Genomic DNA, 25,772 nt, shown 5'->3' on the forward strand with positions numbered 1-25,772 from the left:
CCCGCACCCACGCTCGCGGCCACGCCTCGCGCGCGTCCGCGGCATCGCACCGCGCTTCGCTCTCATCATCACCGACACACGCCTCGATCCGGCTGTGCACATCTCGTGCACGGACGACACCATCGACGTCCACTACCCCGAGACCCGCATACGCTGCCGCCTGCGGCGACTGACAATGAGCAACCGCCTCCTATGCTCGCTCCACGTCACCCACATCGCCCCCGACGGATCTGCCCAGACACCCCATCACATGGACATGATCCTGACGGGCACCCCGGGCACCGCCGCCCAGCGCGAAACCCTCCTCCGGCACTTCCACGCCTACCATTGTGCGGCCGCCGCCTCACGCATCCAGGCCGCCACCCGTGTCCCGCGCCAGGAGAACAATCCTCGACCGTCCCCCAACCACACCGCCGCGGCCGCGGCCTAACGAGCTCGTGGACGGTTAGCGGCGGGGACGTCGAGCGCTGGATCGTTGATCATGGATGTGTGGTCGGGAACGTGACGCGCACAGCGATCATCAGCGGCCGGAGGATCACGGGCTTGTCATCCGCGGTGATCGCTGAACTCGTAGCTGGGGTAAGACCGTTGTGGCATGAAGGGCACAAGGCCAGGCTGGCGTCCAGGCTGCGGAAACGCGCGGTGGGCGCCGGTGCGAAGCACCGGATGGTCTTCGTCGCTCGGCTCTTGGCCACGCTCGTGCACCTTCGCCACGGGGTTACCCATGACGTGCTGGCCTGCTGGAGAGGCCACCCGTCGTGGTGAGGTGCGCCCCCAGCTGCTGCCCGCACCTTCGATCCTCACGCCGGGCCAGGCAACCCGCATCCCTGCCCGGGCCTCGAGTCCTGGTCACCGTCGACGTCGGCGGGCTCCTGCTCCGGAGCGGCGACGGCGTGCGCGGCGCGCAGTTCGACCGGGGCCGTCAGCGCGGCCGGGACGTCATCGGCCGGCGGCTGGGGCCTGAGCGGCGGCGCCCCCGTTGTTCGCGGATCTGCCTGGCGGTGACGTTCCCGCGCGAGGCGATTCGGCGGTTGTCCAGCTCAGTCACGTCCCGCCCTGCGTCGCTTACGGCTTGCCGAGCTGCCTGACCTGTCCACGCAGCTCCTCGTCCGACTGGGCGGGGTTGCCGGGTTGTCCGCTTCGTAGAGATTCGAGTCACCAGTCGCCACCCACGACGCCAGTATCGAGCGCACGAGCGAGAGGTGTGATCGACCTCAATGCGGACCGACCGGTGTCGTCGAGCGCAGTGGTGCCCTACTTGACTGGCCGACTCGCAGTGCCGGCCAGTCGTGCCGCATCTCAGTAGCGCTCGGGCAGATCCCGATCGGCGGGCAGCGGTGCTTGGTCGGGGGAGGCGGAGGGCGCTGTGGAGCGGCCGGTCGGGGCGGGTGTCGGCTTCTTGCCGCAGAAGGCGGCTTCCAGAGTGCCGCCCAGCGCGGTGTTCGCGGCGCCGCGGTTGGAGGTGTTGGCCAACGCCGAAAGGCTCCGGCGGCCGTCGCGGGTGGAGAAGGCGTATGTGTAGAAGCCTTGGACGGTGCCGGTGTGGCCGTACACCTGGGTGCCGCACGTCAGGTCGTAGCGGCGCAGGCCGAGTCCGTAGAACCGGGTGTTGGTGGTGTCCGTCGGGGTTACGGTCGTCATCGCCTCCAGCAGCGCCGGGGGCAGCAGCCGACCGCGCATGAGGGCGCTGGTGAAGGTGTTGAGGTCGGCGGGGCTGGAGATGACGGCGCCGGCCGACTGTGCCCAGGAAACGGTCTGCTCCGTTGAATCGACGAGTGGCGCACCAGCCTCGTCGGGGTGCAGGTAGCCGCGCACGTGTGTGCCCTTGATGCGCGTGTCCGGGTGGACGTACGTGGTTTTGCGGAGCCCCAGCGGCTTGATGATGCGTCGCTGGTATGCGTCGGCCACCGGGCGCTGTGTCAGCTTCTCGATCAGCATGCCGACGACGACGAAGTTGGCGTTCGAGTACTTGTACGCGACCCCGGGCTCGGTGGTCCGGGGCTCGGCAAGGGAGAGGTCCACCAGCTCCTGGTAGCTGAACACCCGATTTCGTACGGCCTCGAAGCCCGGCACGGTCTGGTTGAACATGGCGTTGGTGTAGTCGGCAAGGCCGCTGCGGTGGGTGAGGAGATGACGGACCGTGATCCGGTCGTCAGGCAAGAGCCCTTCGAGATAGGTGTTGACGGGCGCGTCCAGCTGCAGCCGGCCCTCTTCCACCAGCTGCAGCAGTACGACGCTGGAGAACGTCTTGCTGACACTGCCGATCCGGAACCGCGCCTTGGTGTCCATCGCCGCGCCGGACACCCGGTCGCGGACACCGACAGCTCTTTCCTCTGCCCCTTCCGGGCCGGAGTAGCGGGCCATCGCGCCCGGCGCCCCGCTGGCCAGCGCGGATTCGAGTGCGGCGACGACCCCGGCCATATCCGGTGCGGGCGCCGGGGATGGGGCGGCGGGCAGGGCTGCGGACGCTGTGGTGGCCGGAGCGAGAGCTCCGGCGAGCGCGGCGATCAACGCGGCACTCACGGTCAGACGTCGGTGTGAAGACAGGGGCACGGTCATCCTCGGTTCTTCCTCGGCTGAATCAATATGGCACCACGACAGTGATCAACCGCATGGGCACCATGGAAGGGGAGTCCCGGACAGCCGGAACGGTTCCAAACACGAGGAATACAGCATCCGAACAGTCCGGCTCCGCCCGGCGACGCACCACGGCCCTTGGTCGCGCGGATGGTCGGCGAGGGCCGGGTAGCCGCGCCGCGGCCCCACGTGCATGGCGAGCAGTGCAGGAGCTGACCCGGCTCATCGCCACCGGCCCCGTCGACGCCCGCCAGTGGGACCAGGACGCGGCCGCCGCCGACGAGGCCAAGGCGTCGCTGCTCCAGGACATCGCCGACGCGGCGGCCGCGGGACGAGCCGGGGCCAGGTCGAGGTCGCTTCCCTCTATGCGCTGCTGGACCAGGTCGACGAGCACCTGGCCGTCGCCCGTACCGAGCAGGACCGGGAGAAGACGGCCGCCGAAACGTACGCGGTGCTCTCCGCGCGAGAGGTGAGCCGCCCGGCCAGTGACCGACGCGTGGATCCAGAAGGACCTGCGGTGCGTCCACGCCTGCACGGCGGAGGCCGCCGACCGGCTCGCCGGCTCGGCGGTCGCCGACCCCGGCCCCCGTGTCGCCGAACTGGAGGTGCTGCTCGGCCGGGTTCGGCTCTCCCTCGCGCCGCTGGTGCACCCCCTGAGCCCGCTGCCGGCCGCAAGGCGCGCGCCCGGCAGGTGCTCCCGCTGCTGGACGACTGCGTGACCGAGGTCCGAGGCCTGGCCTCGATCGCCGCCGACCCGGACGCCTCGCACGACGCGCGGCTGTCGGCCTCGTGCTCCCGCGTCGAGGCGGCCGTCGAGGCGCTCACCGCGCCCGAAGGCTCCCGCGGCTTCCACCTGCCCGAGCTGCCCGGGGCCGCCGCCGACCCGGCCCTGGTCCACCTGCACGGCCTGGAGCGCGCACTCGCCGCGCTGTCGGCACCGCTCCAGGGCCGAAGCGGCCGGACACCGGCTGTGGCGCCCGAACCGGCCTGACCACCGGGGCCGCGGGCCGGAGTCGGCCCGTTCCGTCCGGCCGCATTGGTCTGGACCGCAGCGAGGTGCCTGCTACCGTCGGCCGTGAAGATCGCGGCGACGGTGAAGAGGGGTAGCGCGATGATCGGCAACAGCGCCGGGCGGGCATTCATAGGGTCGTTCACCTCGGCGGGCGGGCGCGGGATCACCGCCGCCACCGTGGACCGGGACACCGGTGCGCTGACGGTGCTGGGGTCCACGGACGCCGTGCCCGACCCCTCGTTCCTCACGGCCGGCCCCGGCGGCACGGTCCTGTACGCGGTCGGCGAGAGCGCCCCGGGCGTCGCCGCCGCCTTCGCACTCGACGGCGACGTGCCGGCGCTCCTGGGCCCCGTCCGCGCCGTCGACGGCGACGCGCCCACCCACCTCGCGCTCGCCGCGAACCACCTGGTCACGGCCAACTACACCTCCGGCGGCGTCACCGCCCTGCCGGTCCTCGCCGACGGCTCGCTCGGAGCGGCGGCCTCGGTGCTCCAGCACGAGGGCAACGGGCCGGACGCCGGCCGCCAGGCGGCCCCGCACGCCCACCAGGCGCTCGCCGACCCCTCGGGGAACTGGGTGGTCAGCGTCGACCTCGGCACCGACTCGGTACGCGTCTGCGCCCTGGACCCCGCCACCGGCGCCCTGCGCCTGCACAGCGAGACCACCCTGCGCCCCGGCACCGGTCCGCGCCATCTGGCCTTCCACCCCTCGGGCTCGCTCGCCTACGTCCTGGGCGAGCTGGAGCCGACGCTCACCGTATGCCGCTGGGACGCGGTTGCGGGCCGTCTCGACGTGCTCGGCGAGACACCGGTGCTGCCCGAGCACGAGGCGGCCGACGACGCGGCGCGCACCTACCCGTCCGAGGTGGTCGTCGCGCACGACGGGCGCTTCCTGTGGACCGCCAACCGGGGCCACGACAGCATCTCCGTGCTCACCCTCGACGAGAGCGGCGAGAAGGCGGCCCTGGTGGCCACCGTCGGCTGCGGCGGCCGCTGGCCGCGCGACCTCACCCTCGACCCGAGCGGCCAGTGGCTGTACGCGGCCAACGAGCGCTCCGGGAACGTCAGCTGGTTCGCCGTGGACGCCGAGACGGGCGTCCCACGGCACGCGGGCTCCGTCGAGGTTCCCGCGGCCTCCTGCGTCGTCCTCGTCTGACAGCGGTCGCCCCCCCGGGACAGCACGTTCGGCAGCGGTCACCCCGGGGGCAGTACGGTCGGCAGCTGTTCGTCCCCGGGACGGTCGCCGCCGACAGCGGCCGCCGGACAGCGCGGCGGGCCCGGACCGGAGATCTCCTCCCGTCCGGGCCCGTCGCGCTGTCCGGCTTCCCGAGCCGCCGCACCATGGCGACGGCGTCCGGTCAGTGCGCCTGAGCTCCCTGCGGCGTCGCCGGCGTGATGCCCAGCGTCGTCGCGTACAGGGACAGCACGAGCTTGCCGATCGCCGGGTAGGCGCCCAGCGGCTCGGCCGTCGCGCAGCCCGCCTCCTTCGCGGCGGCGTCCAGCAGACCGGGGTCGACCTCCGGGCCCACCAGGTACGGCGCCAGGGCCAGCTGCGCGGAGCCGGAGCCCTGCAGCTGCTCCGCGATCGAGGCGACCGATCCCTCCACGTCCAGCGCGGCGGCCATCACCGGCACGGCGAGCCGGGCGGCCAGCAGCATCCCGGTGATCCCGGCGGCCCGCACGGCCTCCTCGCCACCCACCGTGACCAGCACGATGCCGTCGGCGGCGGTGGCCACGGTGAACAGCCTGGCGCGGTCCGCGCGCGCCAGCCCGGCCTCCGACAGCCTTACGTGCAGGGCCTCGGCGAGCAGCGGGTGCGGGCCGAGCACATCGGTCAGCTCCGCCTGCGTACCGCTGTCCATCACGGCCTGCCGTATCCGCCGGATCAGCGCGCTGTCCGGGCCCGCGAGCAGCGGGACCACGACGGCGGGCGGACCCGCGGGCTCGGCGACCTCACGGCCGACGGCGACGGCCTGCTCGAAGCGCGCGACGCGCTCGGCGGCGGTGTGGGCGAGAACGGAGGCAAGACTCGGGTACTCGGCATCGTCGCCGTCGAGGTAGCCGATCCGGGCGTTGAGGCCGGGCAGCTCGGAACGGGCGATGCTGATCACCTCTTCGGCCAGGCCGCGCGTGGCCGAAGAGGGGGTACCGGGAACGGCGAGAACGAGCGCGGCAGCGCCCTCGGGTGCGACCACGGGCTCCGGGCGGCGGTGCCGTCCGGACTGGCGAGGTCGCGGCATTCGTACAGGCAGGCCGGAAGCGGGCCCAGTGGGGGTGCTCATGGCGCCGCATGCTACTGGTTTTGCCTGCCCCTCTGTTCGGGGAGGGTCCGGTCGAGCGTTAACTATCCGCTTATGTCCGATGAGTGACGTACCGCCGGAGTGTCCCTGTCTGTCGGGGCGATTGTTCCGTCGGCCTCCGTCCGGCTCCCCGTCACCCCGTGCGGGGCTCGTCGCGCCCCGTCGTTCCGCCGCGCTCTCCGCTCCCGCGCTCCGGGGGCACGAACAGCATCGTCGGATGGAGCGGCAGGCGCAGATCCCCGGCAGCCAGGGCTCGCGCGATCCGGAGTGCGCCGGTCAGCGGATCGCCCGCCGCCGAGGTCACCCGGGCCCCCGGCAACAGCCGTGCCAGCTCCTCGCGCAGAGGTGCGATCAGGGGCTCGCCCATCTTGAACAAGCCACCCGTCAGAGCCACTTCACCGCCCTCGCCGTCCTCGCCTTCCGTCCCGGAGGACCTCGGGCACACAGCCGCCGCGGCCTCGGCGATATGACCGGCGGCCTGCCGAAGAATGTCGGCGGCCACCGGATCCGCTCCGGCGCACGCCGCCACCTCCGGGGCGAACGAGGCCAGCACGGCCGGCCGGTCGGAGCGCGGATAGAGCAACCCGGGCAGCGCCTCGGCCGGTCCGAACACGGCCCGCACCCGGTCCAGCAGGGCGGGAGAGCCGCCGCGCCGCCCGTCATGGGCCCGCATCGCCGCGTCCAGCCCGGCACGGCCGATCCACGCCCCGCCGCCGCTGTCACCCAGAAGATGACCCCACCCGTCGGCCCGGTGCCACTCCGTCAGGTCCGTACCGAGGGCGATCATGCCCGTGCCGCCCGCGACGACCGCCCCCGGGCGCTGTCCCACCGCGCCCGCGTAGGCGGTCACCGCGTCGGCGGCCAGCGCCAGCCGGCGCACTCCCAGCGCGTCCGCAAGCGCGCCGGGCAGCTCCGATCGCAACCGATCGCCGAGCGTGGCCATGCCGGCGGCCCCGATCGCCAGCGCCGCGACCTCACCCCCCGGGGCGCTGCCTGTCAAAGCTCCACCTGTCGGGGCGCCCCCTGACCTGGAGACGGACGCCCGGGCCAGCAACTCCCGTGCCGCGGGCAGCAGCTGGTCCAGCAGATGCCCGGCGTCGATACCGCCGGGCCCCGTCCGCACCGGCTCCGCACAGAGCGTCGTCGAGAGGGGCCCGGACAGCTCCACCCGGCCGAGCGCCACCCGCAGACCGGAGCCGCCGGAGTCCACCCCGAGGACGTACGCGCCGGGTCCGGCCGCGTCGGCCGCCGCCGGGGGACAGGTCACGGAAGCCGCCAGTCCACGGGCTGCGCCCCCTGGCGCTCCAGCAGTTCGTTGACGCGGCTGAACGGCCGCGAGCCGAAGAAACCCCGGTCGGCGGACATGGGGGAGGGGTGCGAGGACTCGATCGCGGGGAAGTCGCCCAACTGCGGGCGCAGATTGCGGGCATCGCGCCCCCACAGGACCGACACCAGCGGCGTGCCCCGGGCGACCAGCGCCTTGATGGCCTGCTCGGTCACCTCTTCCCAGCCCTTCCCCCGGTGGGCGGCGGGCCGCCGCGGCGCGGTGGTCAGCGCCCTGTTGAGCAGCAGCACCCCCTGCCGCGTCCAGGGTGTGAGATCGCCGTTGGACGGCCTGGGCAGCCCCAGGTCCGCTTGCAGCTCCCGGAAGATGTTCTCCAGACTGCCCGGCAGCGGCCGGACGTCGGGCGCCACCGCGAAGCTCAGCCCGATCGCGTGCCCCGGGGTGGGATACGGATCCTGGCCGACGACCAGCACTCTCACCTCCTCGAACGGCTGCTGGAACGCCCGCAGTACATGAGCACCCGAGGGCAGGTACGTGCGTCCCGCGGCGATCTCCGCGCGGAGGAAGTCGCCCATAGCGGCGACGCGTTCGGCGACGGGTTCGAGGGCGTCCGCCCACCCCGGCTCGATGATCTCTTTCAACGGTCGTGCTGCCACGGCCCGCACTCTACTGCTGATACGACCACTTCGATCAACTGCCCTCAGGGCCTCTCGTTTGGATCAGGTCGGGCTCGCGGGGTCCGGTGCGCACATCTGCCGCGCTGTCGTCTGTCGCCGACTTCCCCAAGCTCTCGAACGAGCTCGAGCGGGGGAGGCCCCACTGCGTCGACTCCCTCCTCCGCCCTGCGGCTGCACGCACCTGACCCCTCAGGGCCGCCCTCCGGGCGACGACGGCAGTTCGACGACAGGCCCTAGCCGAGCGCCACCGCGCGCACGCACAGGACGTCCGGCAGATGCGACGCGAGCTGCCGCCAGCTGTCCCCGTCGTCCGCGCTGGCGTACAACTCGCCGTTGCGGTTGCCGAAGTAGATCCCGGCGGGATCCGCGTCGTCCGTGCACAGCGCGTCCCGCAGCACCGTGCCGTAGTGCGCCCCGTCCGGGAGGCCCCGTGTGAGCGGCTCCCAGGTGCGCCCCGCGTCGGTCGTGCGGAACACCCGGCACCGGTGCTCCGCCGGGACCCGGTCGGCGTCGGCGTTGATCGGGAAGACGTACGCCGTGTCGCCGCGGTGCGGGTGCGCGACGGCGGCGAACCCGAAATCGGAGGGCAGGCCCGCGCCGATGTCGCTCCAGTGGTCGCCGGAGTCGTCGCTGCGGAACACGCCCCAGTGGTTCTGCAGATAGAGGCGGTCCGGGTCGGCCGCGTCCCGGGTGACCTTGTGCACGCACTGGCCGAACTCCGGGTCCGGATCCGGGAGGAAGACCGCGGAGACGCCCTTGTTCGACGGGGCCCAGCTCGCACCGCCGTCCTTGGTCCGGAACACGCCGGCCGTCGACACGGCCACGGTCACGGCCTGGGCGTCCCGGGGGTCGGTCAGGACGGTGTGCAGCCCCTCGCCGCCGCCGCCCGGCTCCCACCGCGAGCGGGTCGGATGCTCCCAGAGCGGCCGGACCAGCTCGAACGACTCGCCCCGGTCCTCGGAACGGAACAGCGCGGCCGGCTCCGTGCCCGCGTAGACCACGCCCGGCGCCTCGGGTCCTGCCGGGTGCAGCTGCCAGACGCGCTCCAGCGACGCCCCGGTGGACCGGGGGAACTTCACCGCGGGCTGCCGGGGCTCGGTCCAGGTCTCGCCCAGATCGTCGGAGTGGAAGACGGACGGCCCCCAGTGCGCGCTGTCCCCGCCGACCAGAATTCTCGGGGCGGCCCCCCGGGTGTCCACGGCGACCGAGTAGATCGCCTGCGCGTTGAAGTGCGGGCCCGTGATCTCCCAGGTCCCGCCGTGCCTGCGGCCGATGAAGAGACCCTTGCGGGTGCCTGCGGTGAGCAATACGTCGGTCATGGTCCTGGACCTTCCGAAACGCCGTTGTACCGGACAGTGCCAGTCTGCACCGGGCCACTGACAGCGGCCCCCGCACACGCCCGCCGCCGCGGTCGCGTCGGTGTGGCCCCCGCCCCCGCCCCGCTCGCGCGTCCCGCCGTCAGGTGCTGACATGCTTGCGGGGGCCGGACGGCGGCCGGACGGCGGCCCGGACACGGCCGGGGACAGGGACACCGAGGAGACGACGATGCGCAGCGGGATCACGGACGCCGACGGCCACCCGGTGCCGGTCACGGTCACCGCGGGCGAGCCCGCGCCGTTCACGGTCGCCGCGGGCGAGCCGGGCCCCCGCGTCTCCATCCGGCTCTCGCCCCCGGCCGGCGAGCTCGTCTGGTCCTGCACCCCCGGGGCGGCCCGCGAACTGGCCGCCGTACTCCTCCGGGCGGCCGAGGAGGCCGAGAACGCGCCGGGGGAGCGTCCCGTCACGGTCGAGGCGGGTGAACTGCGCCGGGGCGACGTGCGCGACGGCGACCGGTCCATGACCGTGGAGAGCGCCCGGACCGACGGCTCCACGGTCCACGTCACCTGGAAGTCCGGGGCCGGCCGCAGCTGGACCCAGGCGTACGCCGCCGATACCGCCATCACCCTCAAGCGGCGACTTTCCGAAGGACGTTGACGTTTCCCCGCCCCGCCGGGCCCCGGCGTGCCACCTACCGGCCCCCCCGTGCCCCGGCCGGCCGCGACGGGCGCGCCGCGTCGGTAGGGTGGCCCGTGATGTTCACCAAACAGGGCCCCACCGTGCGCGAACTGGCCGCTCAGGCGCTTTCCTCGACCGAGCGCGGATACGACCTCCTCGCCCCGAAGTTCGACCGGACGCCCTACCGCACCCCTGACCGCGTGCTCGACGCCGTCACCCGGGCGGTACGCGAGCTCGGACCCTTCGACACCGGACTCGACGTCTGCTGCGGCACCGGCGCGGGGGTCGGCGTGCTCCGGCAGCTGTGCCGGGAGCGCGCTGTCGGCGTCGACTTCAGCGCCGGCATGCTCGCCGAGGCGCGCACCGCCTCCCCGCCCGGGGGAGAGGGACCGGCGGTGCACTGGGTGCGGGCCGACGCCCGCTCCCTGCCCTTCGCGCCCGTCTTCGATCTCGCCCTGAGCTTCGGCGCGTTCGGCCACTTCCTGCCCGCCGAACGCTTCGGCCTCTTCGCCGAGGTGCACGGATCGCTCCGGCCGGGCGGGCGGTTCGTCTTCCCGATCGGCGCACCGCCCCCGGTGGGATCGCGCGCCTACTGGTCGCTGTTCGGCTTCGACGCGGCGATGCGGGTGCGCAACGCCCTGTGGCGCCCGCCGTTCGTCATGTACTACCGCACGTTCCCGCTCGGCGACGTGCTGGAGGACCTGACGCAGGCCGGATTCGCCGTGCGGCTGCTCCCGCTGACCGAGCTGGGCCCGCGCCCCGACGGCAGCCCCCGGGCCCGGCTGGTGGTGGCGACCCGGGAGGGATGACGCGGGCAGCGGTTCAGCGGTCCCCGTCCCGGGCCGCTCCCAGCAGCCCCGGCCAGTCGGGGATCTTCACCGGGCCGCGCCCCAGCGAACGGCCCAGCTCCGCCTCCGCACGCTCGATCGACAGCCAGCCGGACCACTCCACCGGCCGCAGCCCCCACCCCCGCAGCACGGCCAGCGGATGGTCCACCGCCGCGCGGCTCCTCAGCGCGGCAGCGTCCTCCAGCAGCGAGGCCACCGTCTCCTTGGCGCAGGAGCGGTTCGAACCGATCACCCCGGTCGGCCCCCGCTTGATCCATCCCGCCACGTACTCGCCCGGTGCGGGCGTCCCGTCCCGCAGCACTCGGCCCGCCGCGTGCGGCACCGTGCCGCGCACCGGATCGAAGGGCAGCCCCGGCAGCTCCACCCCCCGATAGCCGACCGCCCGCAGGACCAGTTGCGCCGCGACGTCCTCGTACGCGCCGGTGTCCCGGACCCCGCCCCCGCTGTCCGGAGCCGTCCGGGCGAACCGCACCCCGGCGACCCGTCCGTCGCGCTCCAGCAGCTCCACCGGCCGCAGGAAGAACCGCAGCCGGATGCGGCGCCCGGAGTCGGCCGCCGTCGGCTCCCCGGCCGCCGACCAGCCGCGCAGGACTTCCAGGTTCCGCCGCACCACGGCCGGCAGGGGCAGTGCTTCGGGCAGGCCGTCCGGAGCGGTGTACGCGGGGTCGAGCGCGAGCTCCGCCGGGTCGACGACGACCCGTGCCCCGGGCAGCGCCCCCAGCTCCCGCAGCTCCTTGGTGGTGAACCGGGCCTGGGAGGGGCCCCGGCGGCCCACGATGTGCACGTCGCGCACCCGGCTCTCCTCCAGTGCGCCGAGCGCCGCGCGGGGCACGTCGGTGGCCCGCAGTTCGTCGGCGCCGCGGGCCAGGATCCGGGCCACGTCGACCGCCACGTTGCCCACGCCGATCACGACGGCCGAGCGGGCGTCCAGGACGAACGGGTCCGCGCCGACGTCCGGATGGGCGCTGTACCAGGAGACGAAGCGGGTGGCGGAGTAACTGCCCGGCAGCCCCTCACCCGGCACCGCGAGCGCCCGGTCGGCCGATGCCCCGACGCAGTAGACGACCGCGTGGTAAAGCTCCGCGAGCCGGGCGGGGGAGACCCCTTCCGCGCCGCCGACGCCGACGTTGCCCACGAAGGTGACCCGGTCGTCCTCCAGCACCGCCCGCAGACTGTTCTGCAGCGACTTGATCTTCTCGTGGTCGGGGGCCACCCCGTACCGCACGAGTCCGTACGGGGTGGGCAGCCGGTCCAGGACGTGCACGCGCACATCGGGTACGAGCGACTGCTGGAGCAGGGCCTGAGCGGTATAGACCCCGCTGGGCCCGGAACCGACGACGGCGACGGAGAACACGGCGCACCTCTTCCCGGAGGTTCCCTCCAGGATGGCACCGCCCGGCCGATCCGCACCGCCCGGTGCACGGGGCGCTCGGCCGAGTGGCTCAGTCCATCAGTCCGCGCATGCGGTTGATCTCCACGGTCTGCTGGGCGACCACGTCGCTCGCCATCTCCTCGACGATGACGTCGTTCCCTTCGGTGAGCGCCTCCGTGGCCATGGTGATCGCTCCCTGGTGGTGGGTGACCATCAGCTCCAGGAAGAGCTTGTCGAAGGCCTTGCCCTCGGCGGCGCGCAACCTGGCGAGCTGGGCATCGGTCGCCATGCCGGGCATCGTGGCGTGGTCGTGGCGCTCCTCGCGCCGGTCGCCGCCGTTCTTCTGCAGCCACCCCTTCATCGCGCCGATCTCCGGCTTCTGGCCCGCCGATATGCGATCCGCGAGCCGTTTGACGGTGTCGGCGGAGGCCCGTTCCGGGACCAGCCCGGTCATCACGATCGCCTGGCCGTGATGCTCGATCATCATCCGCGCGTAGCGGAAGTCGGCGGAGTTGGCGGTGTCCTGACCGGCCTCCTTGACGGCCTCGTCGGCGGAGAGCGTCCGGGCGGGCTCGCCCGGACGGCCGGGCGCGACCACGCCCGGACCCGCGTCCTTGGCCTTGTCCGACGCCCCGTCACCGCTGCCCGCCTCACAGGCTCCCAGGACGAGCACGGCGGCAACCGCCGTCGCCGCGAGAGCGGTTGAGCGCAGAACTGCGGACCGGCGATGGATCAACACGGCGACCTCCTGTGCCACATGGTTTGTTGCAGACCGTCCTAACACGCTTCCACGGGGTGAAGATCAAAAACTTTTATTACGTCTGTGTTGCCATCTGTTGTTGTGTACATGGGAGGGACGATACTGCCGGGGGTTCATGAACCGTTCGACCCCGAACGGAGACAAGGGAGGACGCAGTGACCTCGTTGCACACCACCCGCGTGCGGCGCAGACGTCTGGGCGCGGTGGCAGCCGCGGCCGGACTCCTCGCCACGCTGCTGACGGCCACCACAGCGGCCGCTACCCCCGACCCGGGCGACGCCCCGGCCGAGCGCGGGTCCGTCACCAAGAGCGAGCAGGCCGAGGCCAGGGCCGCGATAACCGGTGGTGACATACCCGGCGTGGACGAGATCGTCCACAGCTCCAACATCAAACACCTGACGAACGTGCCGAAGGGCGCCCTCAAGGGCCTCAACACGGACCTCGCCTTCCAGGGGAAGTACGCGTACGTCGGCAACTACGACGGCTTCGTCATCTACGACATCAGCAAGCCGAAGAAGCCGAAGACCGTCGCGCAGGTGCTCTGCCCCGGTTCGCAGAACGACATCTCGGTCTCCGGGAACCTGCTGTTCCTGTCGACGGACTCCTCGCGCAGCGACGACTCCTGCTCCAGCACTTCGCAGCCCGCCACGGAGAAGTCCTCCTGGGAGGGCATGAAGATCTTCGACATCAGCAACAAGCGGCAGCCGAAGTACATCGCCGCCGTGGAGACCGCCTGCGGCTCCCACACGCACACGCTGGTGCCGGACGGCAAGAAGAACGTGTACGTGTACGTCTCCTCGTACTCGCCCAACGACACCTTCCCGGACTGCAAGCCGCCGCACGACGGGATCTCCGTCATCAAGGTGCCGGTCAAGGCGCCCAGAAGGCCCGGATCGTGAACTTCCCGGTGCTCTTCCCGGACGGCGGCAACCCCGGTGCGCCGGAGAACCCCGGCGTCTCCAAGACGACCGGCTGCCACGACATCACGGTGCTGCCCTCCAAGGACCTCGCCGCCGGCGCCTGCATGGGTGACGGCCTGCTGTTCTCCATCGAGGACCCGGAGCACCCGAAGATCATCGACCGTGTCCAGGACAACGTGAACTTCGCGTTCTGGCACTCGGCCACCTTCAACCAGGGTGCGAACAAGGTCGTCTTCACCGACGAGCTCGGTGGCGGCGGCGCGGCCACCTGCAACGCGGAGATCGGGCCCGAGCGGGGCGCCGACGGCATCTACGACATCGTGGGCAAGGGCGACCAGCGCAAGCTGGTCTTCCGCAACTACTTCAAGATCGACCGGCACCAGGCCGACGCCGAGGTCTGTGTCGCGCACAACGGCTCGATCATCCCGGTGAAGGGCCGCGACCTGATGGTCCAGGCCTGGTACCAGGGCGGCATCTCCGTATGGGACTTCACCAACTCCTCCAAGCCCAAGGAGATCGCCTTCTTCGAGCGCGGCCCGGTCACGCTCGACCAGGTCACCACGGCCGGCTCCTGGTCGGCGTACTACTACAACGGTCACATCTACTCCAGCGACATCGCCAAGGGCTTCGACGTGCTGAAGCTGGAGGACCGGCGCACCGACCCGGCCGAGCGGGTCGAGCTGGACGAGCTCAACGCGCAGACGCAGCCGGACTACTTCGACCGCTGATCCCTCAGGGGTCCCGCGGTCCGGTCGTTCCCGCGTCCGGGGCCGGTGTCTGCCGGGCGGCCTGCCCGGCAGACACCGGCCCCGGTGCGTGTGCCGCTGGAAATTCATTGACCGATGAGCCGGGTGGGGACATGCTGGATCCCTGCGACGGCGGACTCCGCAACTCCGGTCCCCGGCGCGGTCCGCGGCCGTGTCCCTCGTGGCACGCCGAGGGTGTGCCCGGATCCGGCGACGCGGGGGATCGCCGGATCGGGCGCGATCTTCGCCCAGGCCTACAGTGCCGCCGTTCCGGCGGTCAGGCGGCGGTGCGGACGCTCCCGCCGGTGGCGGCGGCCCACTCCACCAGCAGCCGCTGGTACTCCGCCTCGTCCTGCGGCGTCAGGCACCCGCCCGACCGCTGCCACAGGTCGCGGATCTCCGCGTTGACCTGGTCTGCGGAACGAGTGGACAGGGACGACGGCATGGGGGACATGTCCACCAGGCTACGGCCAGGAGCCGCTGCCTCTACCCCATCCGAGGCGGGATATGCCTCACACCCCGGTCCGATCTCCTCTGTTCGCCGCCGGCCTCATTCCGGCACGAGACCCAGCGAACGCAGGCCGTCCGGCCGCTCCGCCACCGGCAGGTGGTCCACGAAGCGGACCCCGCAGCCCAGGGCGGCCGCACCACCGTCCGCGACCCGGTCGTCACCGACCATGACCACGTCCGCCGGCTCCCGCCCGATCAGCGAACAGGCGATGCGGAACAATCCCGCGTCCGGCTTCTGGAGCCCGTGCTCGAAGGACAGGGCATAGGCGTCGACCAGGGCGTCCAGCCCGTGCGCGCGGAAGACCGGGCGCGGGTCCCACCCGATGTTGCTGACCACACACACCGCGATCCCCGCCCTCCGCAGCCCCGCCAGCACCTCCGCGGCGTCCGGATAGGGCCGCCAGGCCTCCGGCCGCATATGGCGGTCGTACAGCGCGTCGTACAGCCCGGGCTCGGGCAGGGCGACGCCCCGGGCCAGACCGGTGTACGCCTCGCGGTGCAGGGCAGCGCTCAGGTCCCGGCGGGACACGGCCCCGGCCAGCCTGTCGGGGACCCGGACCGGGGGCGGGCCGCCCGGGAGCGCGCCGGCCTCCGTGAGCCCGCTCACGTACTGCTCGAAATCCTCCGGGGGGACGTCGACGCCCTGCTCGGTCAGCACGGCGGCGAGCCAGTCACGGACCGGCTCGATACGGAACAGGGTTCCGGAGAAGTCGAAGAGCACGCCTTTGACCACCATGGACACGATCCTTACCGGTCCGCCCCCGCGCCGACAAGGGCGCCCTCCCGCGCCGCCGCGTACCGGGCGTACCCCGCGGCGCTCAACGCCACCACGGCCACCCCCAGCAGCGCGCCGCCCACGACGTCGGTCAGCCAGTGCACTCCCAGGTACACCCGGGTCGCCGCCACACCGACCGCGGAGACCACCGCCACGGCCAGCACCGCGGCCCGGGCGCCGGGACCTGCGCCGTACAGCCACAGCAGCCAGACGAACAGCCCGCAGGTCACGACGGCCGTCATGGCGTGCCCGGAGGGGAAGGCCGCGTAGTGGGCCGAGTCCACCGGGTCGGGCCACTGCGGGCGCTCCCGGCCCACCACTGCCTTCAGCCCCTGCTGGAGGAGGGTGGCGATCAGGCTCGTCGCGGCCAGCCAGAGGGCCAGCGGGCGCGCGCCCCGCCACCACAGGGCGACCACCGCCACCGCGATCAGGGCGCGCATGGTCCAGGGATCCCACACCCAGTCCGTCAGCACCCGGCTCACATGAACCAGACCGGGATCGGTCACCGCGTGCCGGTGCAGGGCATCGGCGACCGACCGGTCCAGGGACATCAGCGGCGACCAGCGCGCCGCCACCAGCACGAGCAGCACGAGAGCGGCCGCGCCGACGACGGCTCCGGCCCACAGGGCGGGCGGGGTGCGGGCGGAACGATCGGGCGAGCGGAAGCGGAACAGGGGGGAGGACATGGGGTGATCCTCGCGGAGGACACCGCCCGAAGGCCAACCCGGGGCGCGGCCGACGGCGTGCGGAACGTCACGCCCCGGTCCCTGACGCGGACGAAGGGTCCCTAACCCAGCGCGCGGAGCCCCGGGACGAAGGCCACGAACACCGGGACGACCGGGACCAGCGCGGCGGCGGCTGTCAGCCGGAGCCTGCGGCCCGCCGTCAGCCGTTCGACCGGCGCCAGCAACCGGTTGACCCGGAGGGGCACTTGGGCCTGCGGGGTGGGGCAGGGGCCGAACACCCCGCGGTCCTCGTTGAGTCCGACGAGCGCGAGCGCGGTCGTCAGCCGACCGAAGCGGCGCGACGCCACGTCGTCGGCGGCCAGTTCGACCAGCCGGTGCATCTCGTCGCGGAACGCGGCGAACACCGGGATCTGCGGGAAGCCGATCGCCAGCGCCGACGAACAGTGCAGCAGCCAGTCGTGCCGGGCCTGGGCGTGCCCCTGCTCATGGGCGAGCACGGCATCGAGCTGACGGCCCTTCAGGCGGCCCAGGGCGGCGGTGGTGATGACGAGTTGCGGAGCCGTGCCGGGCAGCCACCAGGCGTCGGGGCGTTCGCCCTCCAGCACCACGAGGCGGTCGCCGCCCGGCTCCTCGCCCGGCAACAGCGGGGAACGCACCAGCAGTTCCGCCCGACGCTGTTCACGGCGACGCCGCGCCCGCCGGATCTCCCTCAGGAGCATCGCCCCGGTCCACAGCCCGCCCATCGCCAGCAGCACCGCGATGACCGCCGACCACGGCCCGTACGCCGCCAGGGCGTACGCCTCGACGACGGCGTGCGGGGCGGGGGCGAAGACATGGCCGCGCACCGCCTGCCAGGCGGCGGCCGCGCTCAGCGTCATGGACAGGGCGAACGACAACAGGACACCGGCCACCACGCACTGCCAGACCCACAGGGCCACGACCGGTTCGCGCTCCGGCCACCGGGCGCGCGCCATCACGCGGGGAGTCACCAGGGCGGTCGATGCACCGAGCAGCAGCAGCGCGAGGGAGACCAGCATGGTCTCAGCTTATGAGGGGCGGGTCGGCCGGAGGTACGGCCGCGACCGGCAAGTGACGTAGACCACGGTGTGCCGGGGGTTCTGTCCCACTTCCCGTCTCACAGGGTGAGCAGCATGGCGAACATGCCGATGCCCATCGTCAGCCTGCACGCCGTCGTGAGCTCGGACAGGCCGTCCGACGCGCCCCCGAATCCTCCTGGGGTCCGGGGAGCGGGGACCGCCCCGCCGGCCGGGACCATGACGGTCCCCGGCAGCAGGCGGCCGGCCGAGCCCAGCACGTAGAACGCGTAGTAGACGAGCAGCGCGCCGGTCAGCGGGGGTATGCCGCCGGCGCCCGCCCCGTGCCCGGCGTGCCCGCCCCCGGCGCTCCCCGTGACCGCGGGGGCCATCGCCACGGCCATGTAGACCATGGCCAGTGAGCCGACGAGATGGTGCAGATGGTGGCCGCCGCGCAGGGCGGGGCGCAGTGCTCGCAGCGCGGCCGCGCCGAACAGCACCGCGTACAGGGCCCAGGCCCAGTCCGGGGGCGACAGCACCGCCGCCGGAACGGCCATCGCCGCCATGCCGAAACCCATGAGCGCCTCCGAGCGCGCGGTGCGGCGCTCCCGCGGCGTCCCCGCGCGGGTGCGCAGCAGGCAGTAGGCGCCGCTCACCGCGCACAACGCCATCAGCAGCCAGCCGGTCAGGGCCCCTCCGTGCACGGCGCGCCTCCCCCCGGTCGGACGTACGGCACTGTTGCGGGTCGTCCCATCGATGCCCGGGGGGCCGCCGTCGAATCCGGCGCACGGGGGTGTGAAGGGGGTGCGTCGGGGCCCGCCGGGGGCGCTTCGGGTCGCGTTACTCTCGACCGCACGTGCGAGGGCGGAGACCGCGACCGTACGTACGGCAGCAGGCAAACGCGTACGGCAGCACAGAAGTGCGTACGGCAGCAGAGAAACGGAGCACCCGACCATGGACACCGCCACGCCCCCCGACGCGGCCCGGCTGACCTTCCGCGACGCGACCGAGAACGACGTGCCGGCGCTGGTGACCCTCATCGAGTCCGCCTACCGGGGCGACTCCAGCCGCACCGGCTGGACCACCGAGGCCGACATCCTCCAGGGGCAGCGGACCGACGAGCAGGGTGTGCGCGAGGTCATCGACGCTCCGGCGGGCCGGCTTCTGGCGGTCGAGCGCGACGGCGGACTCATCGCCTGCTGTCAGCTCGAACACCGGGGCGACGCGGCCTACTTCGGCATGTTCGCGGTGCGACCGGGACTTCAGGGAGGCGGACTAGGCAAGCTGATCATCGCCGAGGCGGAGCGCACCGCCAGGGAGAGTTGGGGCGTCGGCGAGATGCACATGACGGTGATCTCGGTGCGCGCGGACCTGATCGCCTGGTACGAGCGTCGGGGCTACCGCCGTACGGGAGTGCTCACCCCGTTCCCGTACGGCGACGAGCGCTTCGGGATTCCTCAGCGCGACGACCTGGCCTTCGAACTGCTCGTCAAGAACCTTGAGGTCAGCGACGCGGGGAAGGGCGCCTGAGGAGGCCCGCCCTCAGGCGGTGAAGCGCCCGGCGCGGCGGATCTCGGGAAAGTCGGTCGTCGCGCCGTCCAGGCCCAGCGCCCGCGCCAGACGCAGGTGGTCCTGGGTGTTCACCACCCAGCCGATCACCTTCACCCCCTCGAAGTGGGCCCGTTCCACGATCTCCAGAGTGAGGCGGCGGATGTTCAGCGCGAGTGTCGCCGCGCCCGCCGCCTTCGCCCGGTCCACCACGTCCGAGCCCCAGCGGCTGGCGATCAGGACCGTGCGCACGCCCGGCACCAGCCGCGCGATCTCGGTGACCGCCTCGTCGTGGAACGAGGACACCTCCACCCGGCCGACGAGATCGCGCTCCCGGATCACGTCCGCCAGGGCGCGGGCCGCCGCCACGTCCTTGATCTCGGCCTGGAGCGGGGAGGAGACGGCCTCCAGCACCTCCTCGAAGACGGGGATCCGCTCGCCCTGGCCGGCGTCGAGCTCGCGCAGCTCCGCCAGGGTCCTGGCCGCGATCGGTCCGGTCCCGTCCGTGGTGCGGTCCACGTCCACGTCGTGCATCACGACGAGCGCGCCGTCCTTGCTGAGATGGAGATCCAGCTCGATGGCGTCCATTCCGGACGCCTCGGCGCGGACGAAGGAGCGCAGGGTGTTCTCGGGCTCGACGCCCATCACTCCGCGATGACCCAGGGTGAGAAATGACAAGGCGACCTCGTTTCCGTCGGCGGCGGTCCGTCGACTGCTCCTGCCCGCGCGCAGGTGCGGCGAGCGGAGGTACGGCGATGCGGCACTGGGGAGGGTAGCGGCCGGGGCCCGCGATGTCCCCCGCTGTGCGTTCCCGGTCGCCCGCGTCCGGGAACGACTGGGCGAACTGCGCGTGTACCCAGCATGTGGCAGGAAAAACAGCGGTGATGATGGGGGGTGCGCAGGATAATTTGCAGTCCTCCGCTTGCCGGGAGGAACCCCGCACGGCTACGGTGAAGGCACGCGAGGTTCTCCCGTGGAGGAAGTGTTATGACGGAAATTCTTGTGCACGACGCCACCGACGGCGCGATAGTTACGGCCCAGCGGGTGGTCGAACACCCGGCCTGGCCCGTGCTCAAGGATGCCGTCGAGGAGATCCGCCCCTGGCAGTCCAAGGACGGGTCCATCGACTTCGAGGCCGAGGGCGCCCCGTCCCCGGCCGTCGTCGAGCGGGTCCTCGACCGGGTGACCGGAGCGGTCGAGGAGCTGTCCCCGCTCCTCCCGCACGACGCCGCCTACCACCGCGCGCTCGTCACCGACCTGCGCCGCTGGGCCGCCGACGGCTTCCGCGTCCCCGACTTCCTGGACTCGCTGCTGGCCTTCCAGCCCGCGAAGGACCGGACCGACGGTCTCCAGCACCTCGTCGTCTTCGCGATGTACACGCAGAACGGCAACCCCGACCGCAACCTCGAAGCGGTCGTGCTGAGGATGGTCTGGCCCGACTGGCTCGCCGACCTGGAGGCGAACCGCTACGACAACCCGCTCTTCTGCGGCATCACCTTCGAGGACTTCACCGCCGGGTACGACACCCACTCCGCGGTGCTCTTCCCGGAGACCATCGCCGTGCGCGAGGCCCCCGAGCGCTTCAGCTGGGGCGGCATCTTCTGCGACCGCGAGGCCGCCCGCTTCCGCCGCGTCACCGAGGCCTCCGTCGACCTGCTCGGCCTGGAGCTGCCCGACGACATCCGCGAGATGATCGGCGACCAGCAGCGCTGCGAGCAGGCGTTCGTCCTGTGGGACATGGTCCACGACCGCACCCACAGCCACGGCGACCTGCCGTTCGACCCGTTCATGATCAAGCAGCGCCAGCCGTTCTGGATGTACGGCCTGGAGGAGCTGCGCTGCGACCTCACCGCCTTCAAGGAGGCCGTGAAACTGGAGTCCGAGGGCAACGCCCACGGCCGTGACGTGCAGTACGCGGTGCTCTTCGACCGGCTGTTCCGCTTCCCGGTCTCCGGCGAGCGCGTCCGCAACTACGACGGCCTCGGCGGCCAGCTGCTCTTCGCGTACCTCCACAAGCACGACGTCGTCCGCTGGACCGACAACACCCTGAAGATCGACTGGGACCGTGCCCCGGAGGTCACCAACCAGCTCTGCGGCGAGATCGAGCAGCTCTACCGCGACGGCATCGACCGCCCGAAACTGGTCCACTGGTTCGCCGCGTACGACCTCGTGTCCTCCTACCTCGCCCCGCACCCGGGATCCCGCTGGGCCAAGGGCCCCGACGCCCTGGACCTCACACTTCCTCCTCGCAAGCTCGTCGACGACGTGCTTCCGGACGAGTTTCCCCTGAGCATGTTCTATGAGGCGCTCGCCAAGAAGCTGAAGCACGTGATTGCCTCTGCCAAGGGAATCACCGCGGCGAACGACGAGCGGGCAGCCGCGTGAACCATTCTCCCGAGGAGGCGGTGGCCATGAACGCGAACGGCACGGGCGAGAGGACCGGTGTGCTCGAAGGAGCCGTGGTCGCGGTCGCCGGAGCGGCCGGCCCCGCCGGCCGGGCGACCCTGCTGCGGCTCGCCGAGGCGGGCGCGACGGTCGTCGGGTGCGACGCCCACCCCGAACGGCTCGCCGAGGCGGTGGACGCCGCCCGGTACGCCCACGGGGGCGCGACCGTCACCGGCGAGACCGTCGATCTGCTCGACCTCGACGCCACCCGGGACTGGGCCGAGCGCACCGAGGCGGAGTTCGGCCGCATCGACGGCCTGGTCCACCTCGTCGGCGGCTGGCGAGGCAGCCCGTCGTTCCAGGAGACCGTGCTCTCCGACTGGGACGCCCTGGAGAAGCTGCTCATCCGCACCGTCCAGTCGACCTCGCTGGCCTTCCAGGAGGCCCTCGAGCGCAGCGACCGGGGCCGCTATCTCCTGATCAGCGCCGCGGGAGCCAGCAAGCCCACCGCGGGCAACGCCGCCTACTCCTCCGCCAAGGCCGCCGCCGAGGCGTGGACCCTCGCGCTCGGCGACGCCTTCCGCAAGGCGGGGGGCGAGGACGGGCCCGCGGCCGCTGCTGCGATCCTGGTGGTCAAGGCACTGGTGAACGACGCCATGCGCGCCGAGCGCCCGAATGCGAAGTTCGCGGGCTTCACCGACGTCACGGAGCTGGCCGAGGCCATCGCCGGCGTCTGGGACGAGCCCGCCCCCGAAGTGAACGGAAAGCGCCTGTGGCTGACCCCGCAAACGTGAGGACCGACGCGCGACGTCACCACGACCCGCAGGTACGCGGCTTCGCCAGTGACAACTACGCCGGCGCGCACCCGGAGGTCCTCGCGGCCATCGCGCTGGCCAACGGCGGCCACCAGGTCGCCTACGGCGAGGACGACTACACCGGCCACCTCCAGCGCGTGATGCACAGCCATTTCGGCGCCACCGCCGAGGCCTTCCCGGTCTTCAACGGCACGGGCGCCAACGTGGTCGCCCTCCAGGCTCTCACCGACCGCTGGGGCGCCGTCATCTGCGCCGAGTCCGCGCACATCAACGTGGACGAGGGCGGCGCGCCCGAGCGGATGGGCGGGTTGAAGCTCCTCGGCGTGCCCACACCGGACGGCAAGCTCACCCCGGAGCTCATCGACCGGCAGGCGTACGGCTGGGACGACGAGCACCGGGCCATGCCGCAGGTCGTCTCGATCACCCAGAACACCGAGCTGGGCACCGTCTACACCCCCGACGAGATCCGTGCCATCTGTGACCACGCCCACGAGCGCGGCATGAAGGTGCATCTCGACGGGGCCCGGATAGCCAACGCCGCCGCCTCGCTGGACGTGCCGATGCGGACGTTCACCAACACGGTCGGCGTCGACGTGCTGTCCTTCGGCGGCACGAAGAACGGCGCGCTCTTCGGCGAGGCCGTCGTCGTGCTGAACCCGGACGCGGTCCGGGCGATGAAGCACCTGCGCAAGCTCTCCATGCAGCTCGCCTCCAAGATGCGCTTCGTCTCCGTGCAGCTGGAGGCGCTGCTCGCCAGGGACCTGTGGCTGCGCAACGCCCGGCACGCCAACGCCATGGCCCAGCGGCTGGCCGAGGGCGTCCGGGCGATCGACGGGGTTCAGATCCTCTACCCGGTCCAGGCCAACGCCGTGTTCGCCCGGCTGCCGCACGCGGTCAGCGAGCGGCTCCAGAAGCGCTTCCGCTTCTACTTCTGGGACGAGGCGGCCGGGGACGTCCGCTGGATGTGCGCGTTCGACACCGGCGAGGACGACGTGGACGCCTTCCTCCAGGCGCTCAAGGAAGAGATGGCGCGCTAGCCCGCCATGCATGAATATGCGGTCGACCGGAAATTGATGGACTTCCGGTCGGCCGCTTCGTACGCTCTCCGCTCATGGAGCTGACACAGCAGTCCCCGGACATTGACGCGTATCTGGCCTCCGACGAGGCCATCGACTGCGAGCATCCTCGGATCGGTGAGACGGCGACCCGCCTCGCGCTCAAGGCCGACACCGCATACACATACGCCCGGGCCGCCTTCGAGTTCGTCCGCGACACCATTTCGCACTCCGCCGACTCGGGGGACCCGCGCGTCACGTGGCGTGCCTCCGACGTGCTCGCCGCCCGTACGGGCATCTGCTACGCCAAGTCGATCGCGCTCACGGCGCTGCTGCGGGCCGGCGGCATTCCGGCCGGCCTCTGCTATCAACGCCTGGTCGGCAAGGACAGTGCGACCCCGGTGCTTCACGGCCTGGTCGCGTTGCGGCTCCCCGGGGCCGTGGAGTGGGCGCGGGTGGATCCGCGGGGCAACAAGCCGGGCATCGACGCACAGTTCTCGCTGGAGGAGGAGCGGCTGGCCTGGGTGGCACGCGAAGAGTTCAACGAACTCGACTATCCAGTCGTCTATGTTGCACCGCCTGATGTGATCCTCCATGCGCTGAAGAGCGCCCGGGACCGCTCGGAGTTGTTGCGGAACCTCCCCAGGGCCCTCTGAACGCAGTGCCGCGCCCGCCCTCGCCGACGGCGGCCTGCCCCGCATCGACCGGCGCCTCACCGTCGCCGGCGGCGAGGAGACGGTGGAACACCCCGAGCCCGGAGAAGTCGTCCGGTGCGACGACGAGGGCCTCACCTGCCGCCGCTGGAAGTGGCGTCAGGGCGTGCGCACCCGGCTCACCGAGGAGTCGGTCAACGGCGTCTTCCTGCTGGCGGGCCTCGCGCCCCCGGCGAACGGCGGGCTCGACGCCGCGGGCGCCGAACTCGCCGCGACCCTGGAGCGGCTGAGCTCCGGGGCGCGGATCACCGTCCCCGGGTCGCGGTGAAGCGGCGAGGCCGCGGATGCCGTGGGGGTGGCTGTCAGCCGAGCTCGCGCACCTCGGCGGGCGTCGGTGCCGTACCGCCGAGGTGGGCCGGCACCCACCAGGTGTCGCTCGCGTCCTTCGGGCGCACCGGGTAGGCCCGCTGCGCCGCCTCCAGCAACTCCTGAACCCGCTCCCGCAGCCGCCGGGTGATGGCGCCGGCGTACTGGTCGGAGGGCGCCTCCATCGCCTCGCCGACGCGGATGGTGATCGGGATGTGGCTGCGCTGGAAATTGCGCGGGCGCCCCTTCGTCCAGATCCGCTGCGTGCCCCAGAGCGCCATCGGGATCAGCGGGACCCCGGCCTCCTGGGCGAGGCGCGCGGCACCCGACTTGAAGCTCTTCAGGGTGAAGGACTGCGAGATGGTGGCCTCGGGGAACACTCCGACGATCTCACCGGAGCGCAGCGACCGAAGCGCGTGGGCGTACGCGTCCTCGCCCTGGTCGCGGTCGACCGGGATGTGCTTCATTCCCCGCATCAGCGGCCCGGAGATCTTGTGCCGGAAGACCGATTCCTTCGCCATGAACCGCACCAGCCGCTTCTGCGGCAGGGCACCCAGCCCGGTGAAGATGAAGTCGAGATAACTGATGTGGTTGCTGACCAGCACCGCGCCACCGGTCTTCGGGATGTGCTCCGAACCCTGAGTGTCGATCTTCAGGTCGAGCGCCTTGAACAGGGTGCGAGCGGCGCCGATGACCGGTCGATAGACGAGTTCTGCCATCTGGATGAAGACCCTTCTTCAGCGCCTGGGGAGGGTTCTCCCGGCGGAAGTTACGCAGCCGTAGGTTTTCGGCATTGTGGCGATGGTGCCCCATGCGCGAGTCCCTGGCCAGTCCCGACGGACGCGGGGCGCGAGATTCTCGTCACGTGCGCGTACCCCCGGAGCTGCGGGGAATGCGCGGGCGGTGGCCGGTGTTGACCTCTTACGAAGAGCTCTGATCAGGAGGCACCAGGTGGATCGCCGGACCCATGGACAGCGACTCGACGCATCCCAACTCGGTGCGGAACTCGGGGAACGCGCGACGCTCGTCCAGTTCTCCAGTGCCTTCTGCCAGCCGTGCCGGGCTACCCGCCGCACCCTCGGCGAGGTGGCAGGGATGATCGACGGGGTCGCCCATATCGAGGTCGACGCCGAGGCCCATCTCACGCTGGTGCGGCAGCTGGACATCACGAAGTCGCCGACCGTCCTCGTGCTCGACGCCGAGGGCCGGGTGGTCCGCCGCGCATCCGGCCAGCCCCGCACCGTCGACGTCGTCGCGGCGCTGGGGCACGCCATATGACGGGCCGTGACGCATCTCCCACATTCCGGAACGCCCTTGACTGCGCCCGCTTCGCATCGTCAGTCTGACGTTATGCCGCCAGAACTCCTTCTCTACGGCCGGGTCCATGTGGACCTCGCACGCCATGCGAGTGCGCGTTGTCCGGGTGCCTGAGCCCCCACGGACCCGTACGCCAC

The 25,772-nt window shown here is 72.1% G+C and carries 25 protein-coding genes and 3 pseudogenes; 14 read left to right on the forward strand and 14 right to left on the reverse strand.

The window, feature by feature from the left end; translation table 11 throughout:
- Positions 1-250 precede the first annotated feature (250 nt).
- A complete protein-coding gene (locus AC3CH1_RS33580) occupies positions 251-430 on the forward strand; it encodes a hypothetical protein (protein ID WP_488466318.1) in 180 nt (59 codons plus the stop codon).
- An 869-nt stretch (positions 431-1,299) separates the two neighbouring features.
- Here the strand turns inward: AC3CH1_RS33580 and AC3CH1_RS33585 are convergent.
- A complete protein-coding gene (locus AC3CH1_RS33585) occupies positions 1,300-2,559 on the reverse strand; it encodes a serine hydrolase domain-containing protein (protein WP_488466319.1) in 1,260 nt (419 codons plus the stop codon).
- A gap of 221 nt (positions 2,560-2,780) precedes the next feature.
- Here AC3CH1_RS33585 and AC3CH1_RS33590 point away from each other — a divergent pair, with 221 nt between their 5' ends.
- The 3 genes and pseudogenes from AC3CH1_RS33590 to AC3CH1_RS33600 all read left to right on the forward strand — a co-directional run bounded on the left by AC3CH1_RS33590 (position 2,781) and on the right by AC3CH1_RS33600 (position 4,744).
- Positions 2,781-3,050: a hypothetical protein gene (locus tag AC3CH1_RS33590; protein WP_488466320.1), complete on the forward strand. Its 270-nt coding sequence runs from the start codon at positions 2,781-2,783 to the stop codon at positions 3,048-3,050.
- 12 nt (positions 3,051-3,062) lie between these two features.
- Positions 3,063-3,568: pseudogene (locus AC3CH1_RS33595) on the forward strand (FUSC family protein); the annotation flags it as partial.
- A gap of 120 nt (positions 3,569-3,688) precedes the next feature.
- On the forward strand, positions 3,689-4,744 hold the full coding sequence (locus AC3CH1_RS33600; protein ID WP_488466321.1) for a lactonase family protein: 1,056 nt from the start codon (positions 3,689-3,691) through the stop codon (positions 4,742-4,744).
- 202 nt (positions 4,745-4,946) lie between these two features.
- Here the strand turns inward: AC3CH1_RS33600 and AC3CH1_RS33605 are convergent, their stop codons facing one another.
- The 4 genes from AC3CH1_RS33605 to AC3CH1_RS33620 all read right to left on the reverse strand — a co-directional run bounded on the left by AC3CH1_RS33605 (position 4,947) and on the right by AC3CH1_RS33620 (position 9,169).
- The gene (locus AC3CH1_RS33605; RefSeq protein WP_488466322.1) at positions 4,947-5,870 is read right to left on the reverse strand and encodes a sirohydrochlorin chelatase; all 924 of its coding nucleotides are present in this window, start codon (positions 5,868-5,870) and stop codon (positions 4,947-4,949) included.
- Positions 5,871-6,021: 151 nt separating this feature from the next.
- Positions 6,022-7,155 (reverse strand): N-acetylglucosamine kinase, encoded by a 1,134-nt coding sequence (locus AC3CH1_RS33610; RefSeq protein WP_488466323.1) that lies wholly within the window; start codon positions 7,153-7,155, stop codon positions 6,022-6,024.
- Positions 7,152-7,829, reverse strand: a complete 678-nt coding sequence (locus AC3CH1_RS33615) for a uracil-DNA glycosylase (RefSeq protein ID WP_469222456.1) — start codon at positions 7,827-7,829, stop codon at positions 7,152-7,154. Before AC3CH1_RS33615 ends, AC3CH1_RS33610 begins: the two co-directional genes overlap by 4 nt.
- 254 nt (positions 7,830-8,083) lie before the next feature.
- Positions 8,084-9,169 (reverse strand): WD40/YVTN/BNR-like repeat-containing protein, encoded by a 1,086-nt coding sequence (locus tag AC3CH1_RS33620; RefSeq protein WP_488466324.1) that lies wholly within the window; start codon positions 9,167-9,169, stop codon positions 8,084-8,086.
- A 226-nt stretch (positions 9,170-9,395) separates the two neighbouring features.
- Here AC3CH1_RS33620 and AC3CH1_RS33625 point away from each other — a divergent pair, with 226 nt between their 5' ends.
- On the forward strand, positions 9,396-9,824 hold the full coding sequence (locus AC3CH1_RS33625; protein ID WP_488466801.1) for a hypothetical protein: 429 nt from the start codon (positions 9,396-9,398) through the stop codon (positions 9,822-9,824).
- A 98-nt stretch (positions 9,825-9,922) separates the two neighbouring features.
- Positions 9,923-10,654, forward strand: coding sequence for a class I SAM-dependent methyltransferase (locus tag AC3CH1_RS33630; protein WP_488466325.1), 732 nt, complete (start codon positions 9,923-9,925; stop codon positions 10,652-10,654).
- Positions 10,655-10,667: 13 nt separating this feature from the next.
- Here the strand turns inward: AC3CH1_RS33630 and AC3CH1_RS33635 are convergent, their stop codons facing one another.
- Both AC3CH1_RS33635 and AC3CH1_RS33640 read right to left on the reverse strand, forming a co-directional pair.
- Positions 10,668-12,047: an FAD-dependent oxidoreductase gene (locus AC3CH1_RS33635; protein ID WP_488466326.1), complete on the reverse strand. Its 1,380-nt coding sequence runs from the start codon at positions 12,045-12,047 to the stop codon at positions 10,668-10,670.
- A gap of 88 nt (positions 12,048-12,135) precedes the next feature.
- Entirely contained in the window at positions 12,136-12,822 is a 687-nt protein-coding gene (locus tag AC3CH1_RS33640; RefSeq protein WP_488466327.1) for a DUF305 domain-containing protein, read from the reverse strand.
- Positions 12,823-12,980: 158 nt separating this feature from the next.
- Here AC3CH1_RS33640 and AC3CH1_RS33645 point away from each other — a divergent pair.
- A pseudogene (locus tag AC3CH1_RS33645) lies at positions 12,981-14,473 on the forward strand (LVIVD repeat-containing protein).
- A gap of 295 nt (positions 14,474-14,768) precedes the next feature.
- On the opposite strand, the gene AC3CH1_RS33650 reads toward AC3CH1_RS33645, so the two are convergent.
- The 5 genes from AC3CH1_RS33650 to AC3CH1_RS33670 all read right to left on the reverse strand — a co-directional run bounded on the left by AC3CH1_RS33650 (position 14,769) and on the right by AC3CH1_RS33670 (position 18,200).
- Entirely contained in the window at positions 14,769-14,945 is a 177-nt protein-coding gene (locus tag AC3CH1_RS33650; protein WP_488466328.1) for a hypothetical protein, read from the reverse strand.
- Positions 14,946-15,041: 96 nt separating this feature from the next.
- Positions 15,042-15,737 carry an HAD family hydrolase gene (locus tag AC3CH1_RS33655; RefSeq protein WP_488466329.1) on the reverse strand — a complete coding sequence of 232 codons (696 nt, stop codon included), beginning with the start codon at positions 15,735-15,737 and terminating at the stop codon, positions 15,042-15,044.
- Between the two features lie 11 nt (positions 15,738-15,748).
- Positions 15,749-16,462 (reverse strand): phosphatase PAP2 family protein, encoded by a 714-nt coding sequence (locus tag AC3CH1_RS33660; RefSeq protein WP_488466330.1) that lies wholly within the window; start codon positions 16,460-16,462, stop codon positions 15,749-15,751.
- A 101-nt stretch (positions 16,463-16,563) separates the two neighbouring features.
- Positions 16,564-17,499, reverse strand: coding sequence for a M56 family metallopeptidase (locus AC3CH1_RS33665; RefSeq protein ID WP_488466331.1), 936 nt, complete (start codon positions 17,497-17,499; stop codon positions 16,564-16,566).
- A gap of 98 nt (positions 17,500-17,597) precedes the next feature.
- Entirely contained in the window at positions 17,598-18,200 is a 603-nt protein-coding gene (locus tag AC3CH1_RS33670; protein WP_488466332.1) for a DUF5134 domain-containing protein, read from the reverse strand.
- 250 nt (positions 18,201-18,450) lie between these two features.
- Here AC3CH1_RS33670 and AC3CH1_RS33675 point away from each other — a divergent pair, with 250 nt between their 5' ends.
- Entirely contained in the window at positions 18,451-19,026 is a 576-nt protein-coding gene (locus AC3CH1_RS33675) for a GNAT family N-acetyltransferase (RefSeq protein WP_488466333.1), read from the forward strand.
- A 12-nt stretch (positions 19,027-19,038) separates the two neighbouring features.
- Here the strand turns inward: AC3CH1_RS33675 and AC3CH1_RS33680 are convergent, their stop codons facing one another.
- Positions 19,039-19,689, reverse strand: coding sequence for a glycerophosphodiester phosphodiesterase (locus AC3CH1_RS33680; RefSeq protein WP_488466802.1), 651 nt, complete (start codon positions 19,687-19,689; stop codon positions 19,039-19,041).
- A 342-nt stretch (positions 19,690-20,031) separates the two neighbouring features.
- Between AC3CH1_RS33680 and AC3CH1_RS33685 the strand changes: the two genes are divergently transcribed.
- The 5 genes and pseudogenes from AC3CH1_RS33685 to AC3CH1_RS33705 form a co-directional block, all read left to right on the forward strand.
- Entirely contained in the window at positions 20,032-21,429 is a 1,398-nt protein-coding gene (locus AC3CH1_RS33685) for a DUF6421 family protein (protein ID WP_488466334.1), read from the forward strand.
- Positions 21,430-21,455: 26 nt separating this feature from the next.
- The gene (locus tag AC3CH1_RS33690; protein ID WP_488466335.1) at positions 21,456-22,223 is read left to right on the forward strand and encodes an SDR family NAD(P)-dependent oxidoreductase; all 768 of its coding nucleotides are present in this window, start codon (positions 21,456-21,458) and stop codon (positions 22,221-22,223) included.
- Positions 22,220-23,281: a threonine aldolase family protein gene (locus tag AC3CH1_RS33695; RefSeq protein WP_488466803.1), complete on the forward strand. Its 1,062-nt coding sequence runs from the start codon at positions 22,220-22,222 to the stop codon at positions 23,279-23,281. The genes AC3CH1_RS33690 and AC3CH1_RS33695 overlap by 4 nt, the downstream gene beginning before the upstream one ends.
- A 74-nt stretch (positions 23,282-23,355) precedes the next feature.
- Positions 23,356-23,955, forward strand: coding sequence for a transglutaminase-like domain-containing protein (locus AC3CH1_RS33700; RefSeq protein ID WP_488466336.1), 600 nt, complete (start codon positions 23,356-23,358; stop codon positions 23,953-23,955).
- Positions 23,951-24,280 (forward strand): annotated as a pseudogene (locus tag AC3CH1_RS33705) (cytoplasmic protein); the annotation flags it as partial. The gene AC3CH1_RS33700 and the pseudogene AC3CH1_RS33705, both read left to right, overlap by 5 nt.
- Before the next feature lie 34 nt (positions 24,281-24,314).
- Here AC3CH1_RS33705 and AC3CH1_RS33710 read toward each other — a convergent pair.
- Positions 24,315-25,037 carry a lysophospholipid acyltransferase family protein gene (locus tag AC3CH1_RS33710; protein ID WP_488466337.1) on the reverse strand — a complete coding sequence of 241 codons (723 nt, stop codon included), beginning with the start codon at positions 25,035-25,037 and terminating at the stop codon, positions 24,315-24,317.
- A 232-nt stretch (positions 25,038-25,269) separates the two neighbouring features.
- Here AC3CH1_RS33710 and AC3CH1_RS33715 point away from each other — a divergent pair, with 232 nt between their 5' ends.
- Positions 25,270-25,596: a TlpA family protein disulfide reductase gene (locus AC3CH1_RS33715; protein ID WP_488466338.1), complete on the forward strand. Its 327-nt coding sequence runs from the start codon at positions 25,270-25,272 to the stop codon at positions 25,594-25,596.
- Positions 25,597-25,772: the final 176 nt, after the last annotated feature.

It is taken from the genome of Streptomyces sp. MGP-P1, assembly GCF_057766565.1.

Coding starts and splice junctions, on each gene's coding strand:
- AC3CH1_RS33580 (WP_488466318.1), top strand. CDS start 251: ATGGACATGATCCTGACGGGCACCCCGGGCACCGCCGCCCAGCGCGAA.
- AC3CH1_RS33585 (WP_488466319.1), bottom strand. CDS start 2,559: ATGACCGTGCCCCTGTCTTCACACCGACGTCTGACCGTGAGTGCCGCG.
- AC3CH1_RS33600 (WP_488466321.1), top strand. CDS start 3,689: ATGATCGGCAACAGCGCCGGGCGGGCATTCATAGGGTCGTTCACCTCG.
- AC3CH1_RS33605 (WP_488466322.1), bottom strand. CDS start 5,870: ATGAGCACCCCCACTGGGCCCGCTTCCGGCCTGCCTGTACGAATGCCG.
- AC3CH1_RS33620 (WP_488466324.1), bottom strand. CDS start 9,169: ATGACCGACGTATTGCTCACCGCAGGCACCCGCAAGGGTCTCTTCATC.
- AC3CH1_RS33625 (WP_488466801.1), top strand. CDS start 9,396: ATGCGCAGCGGGATCACGGACGCCGACGGCCACCCGGTGCCGGTCACG.
- AC3CH1_RS33630 (WP_488466325.1), top strand. CDS start 9,923: ATGTTCACCAAACAGGGCCCCACCGTGCGCGAACTGGCCGCTCAGGCG.
- AC3CH1_RS33650 (WP_488466328.1), bottom strand. CDS start 14,945: ATGTCCCCCATGCCGTCGTCCCTGTCCACTCGTTCCGCAGACCAGGTC.
- AC3CH1_RS33655 (WP_488466329.1), bottom strand. CDS start 15,737: ATGGTGGTCAAAGGCGTGCTCTTCGACTTCTCCGGAACCCTGTTCCGT.
- AC3CH1_RS33660 (WP_488466330.1), bottom strand. CDS start 16,462: ATGTCCTCCCCCCTGTTCCGCTTCCGCTCGCCCGATCGTTCCGCCCGC.
- AC3CH1_RS33665 (WP_488466331.1), bottom strand. CDS start 17,499: ATGCTGGTCTCCCTCGCGCTGCTGCTGCTCGGTGCATCGACCGCCCTG.
- AC3CH1_RS33675 (WP_488466333.1), top strand. CDS start 18,451: ATGGACACCGCCACGCCCCCCGACGCGGCCCGGCTGACCTTCCGCGAC.
- AC3CH1_RS33680 (WP_488466802.1), bottom strand. CDS start 19,689: ATGGGCGTCGAGCCCGAGAACACCCTGCGCTCCTTCGTCCGCGCCGAG.
- AC3CH1_RS33685 (WP_488466334.1), top strand. CDS start 20,032: ATGACGGAAATTCTTGTGCACGACGCCACCGACGGCGCGATAGTTACG.
- AC3CH1_RS33690 (WP_488466335.1), top strand. CDS start 21,456: ATGAACGCGAACGGCACGGGCGAGAGGACCGGTGTGCTCGAAGGAGCC.
- AC3CH1_RS33700 (WP_488466336.1), top strand. CDS start 23,356: ATGGAGCTGACACAGCAGTCCCCGGACATTGACGCGTATCTGGCCTCC.
- AC3CH1_RS33710 (WP_488466337.1), bottom strand. CDS start 25,037: ATGGCAGAACTCGTCTATCGACCGGTCATCGGCGCCGCTCGCACCCTG.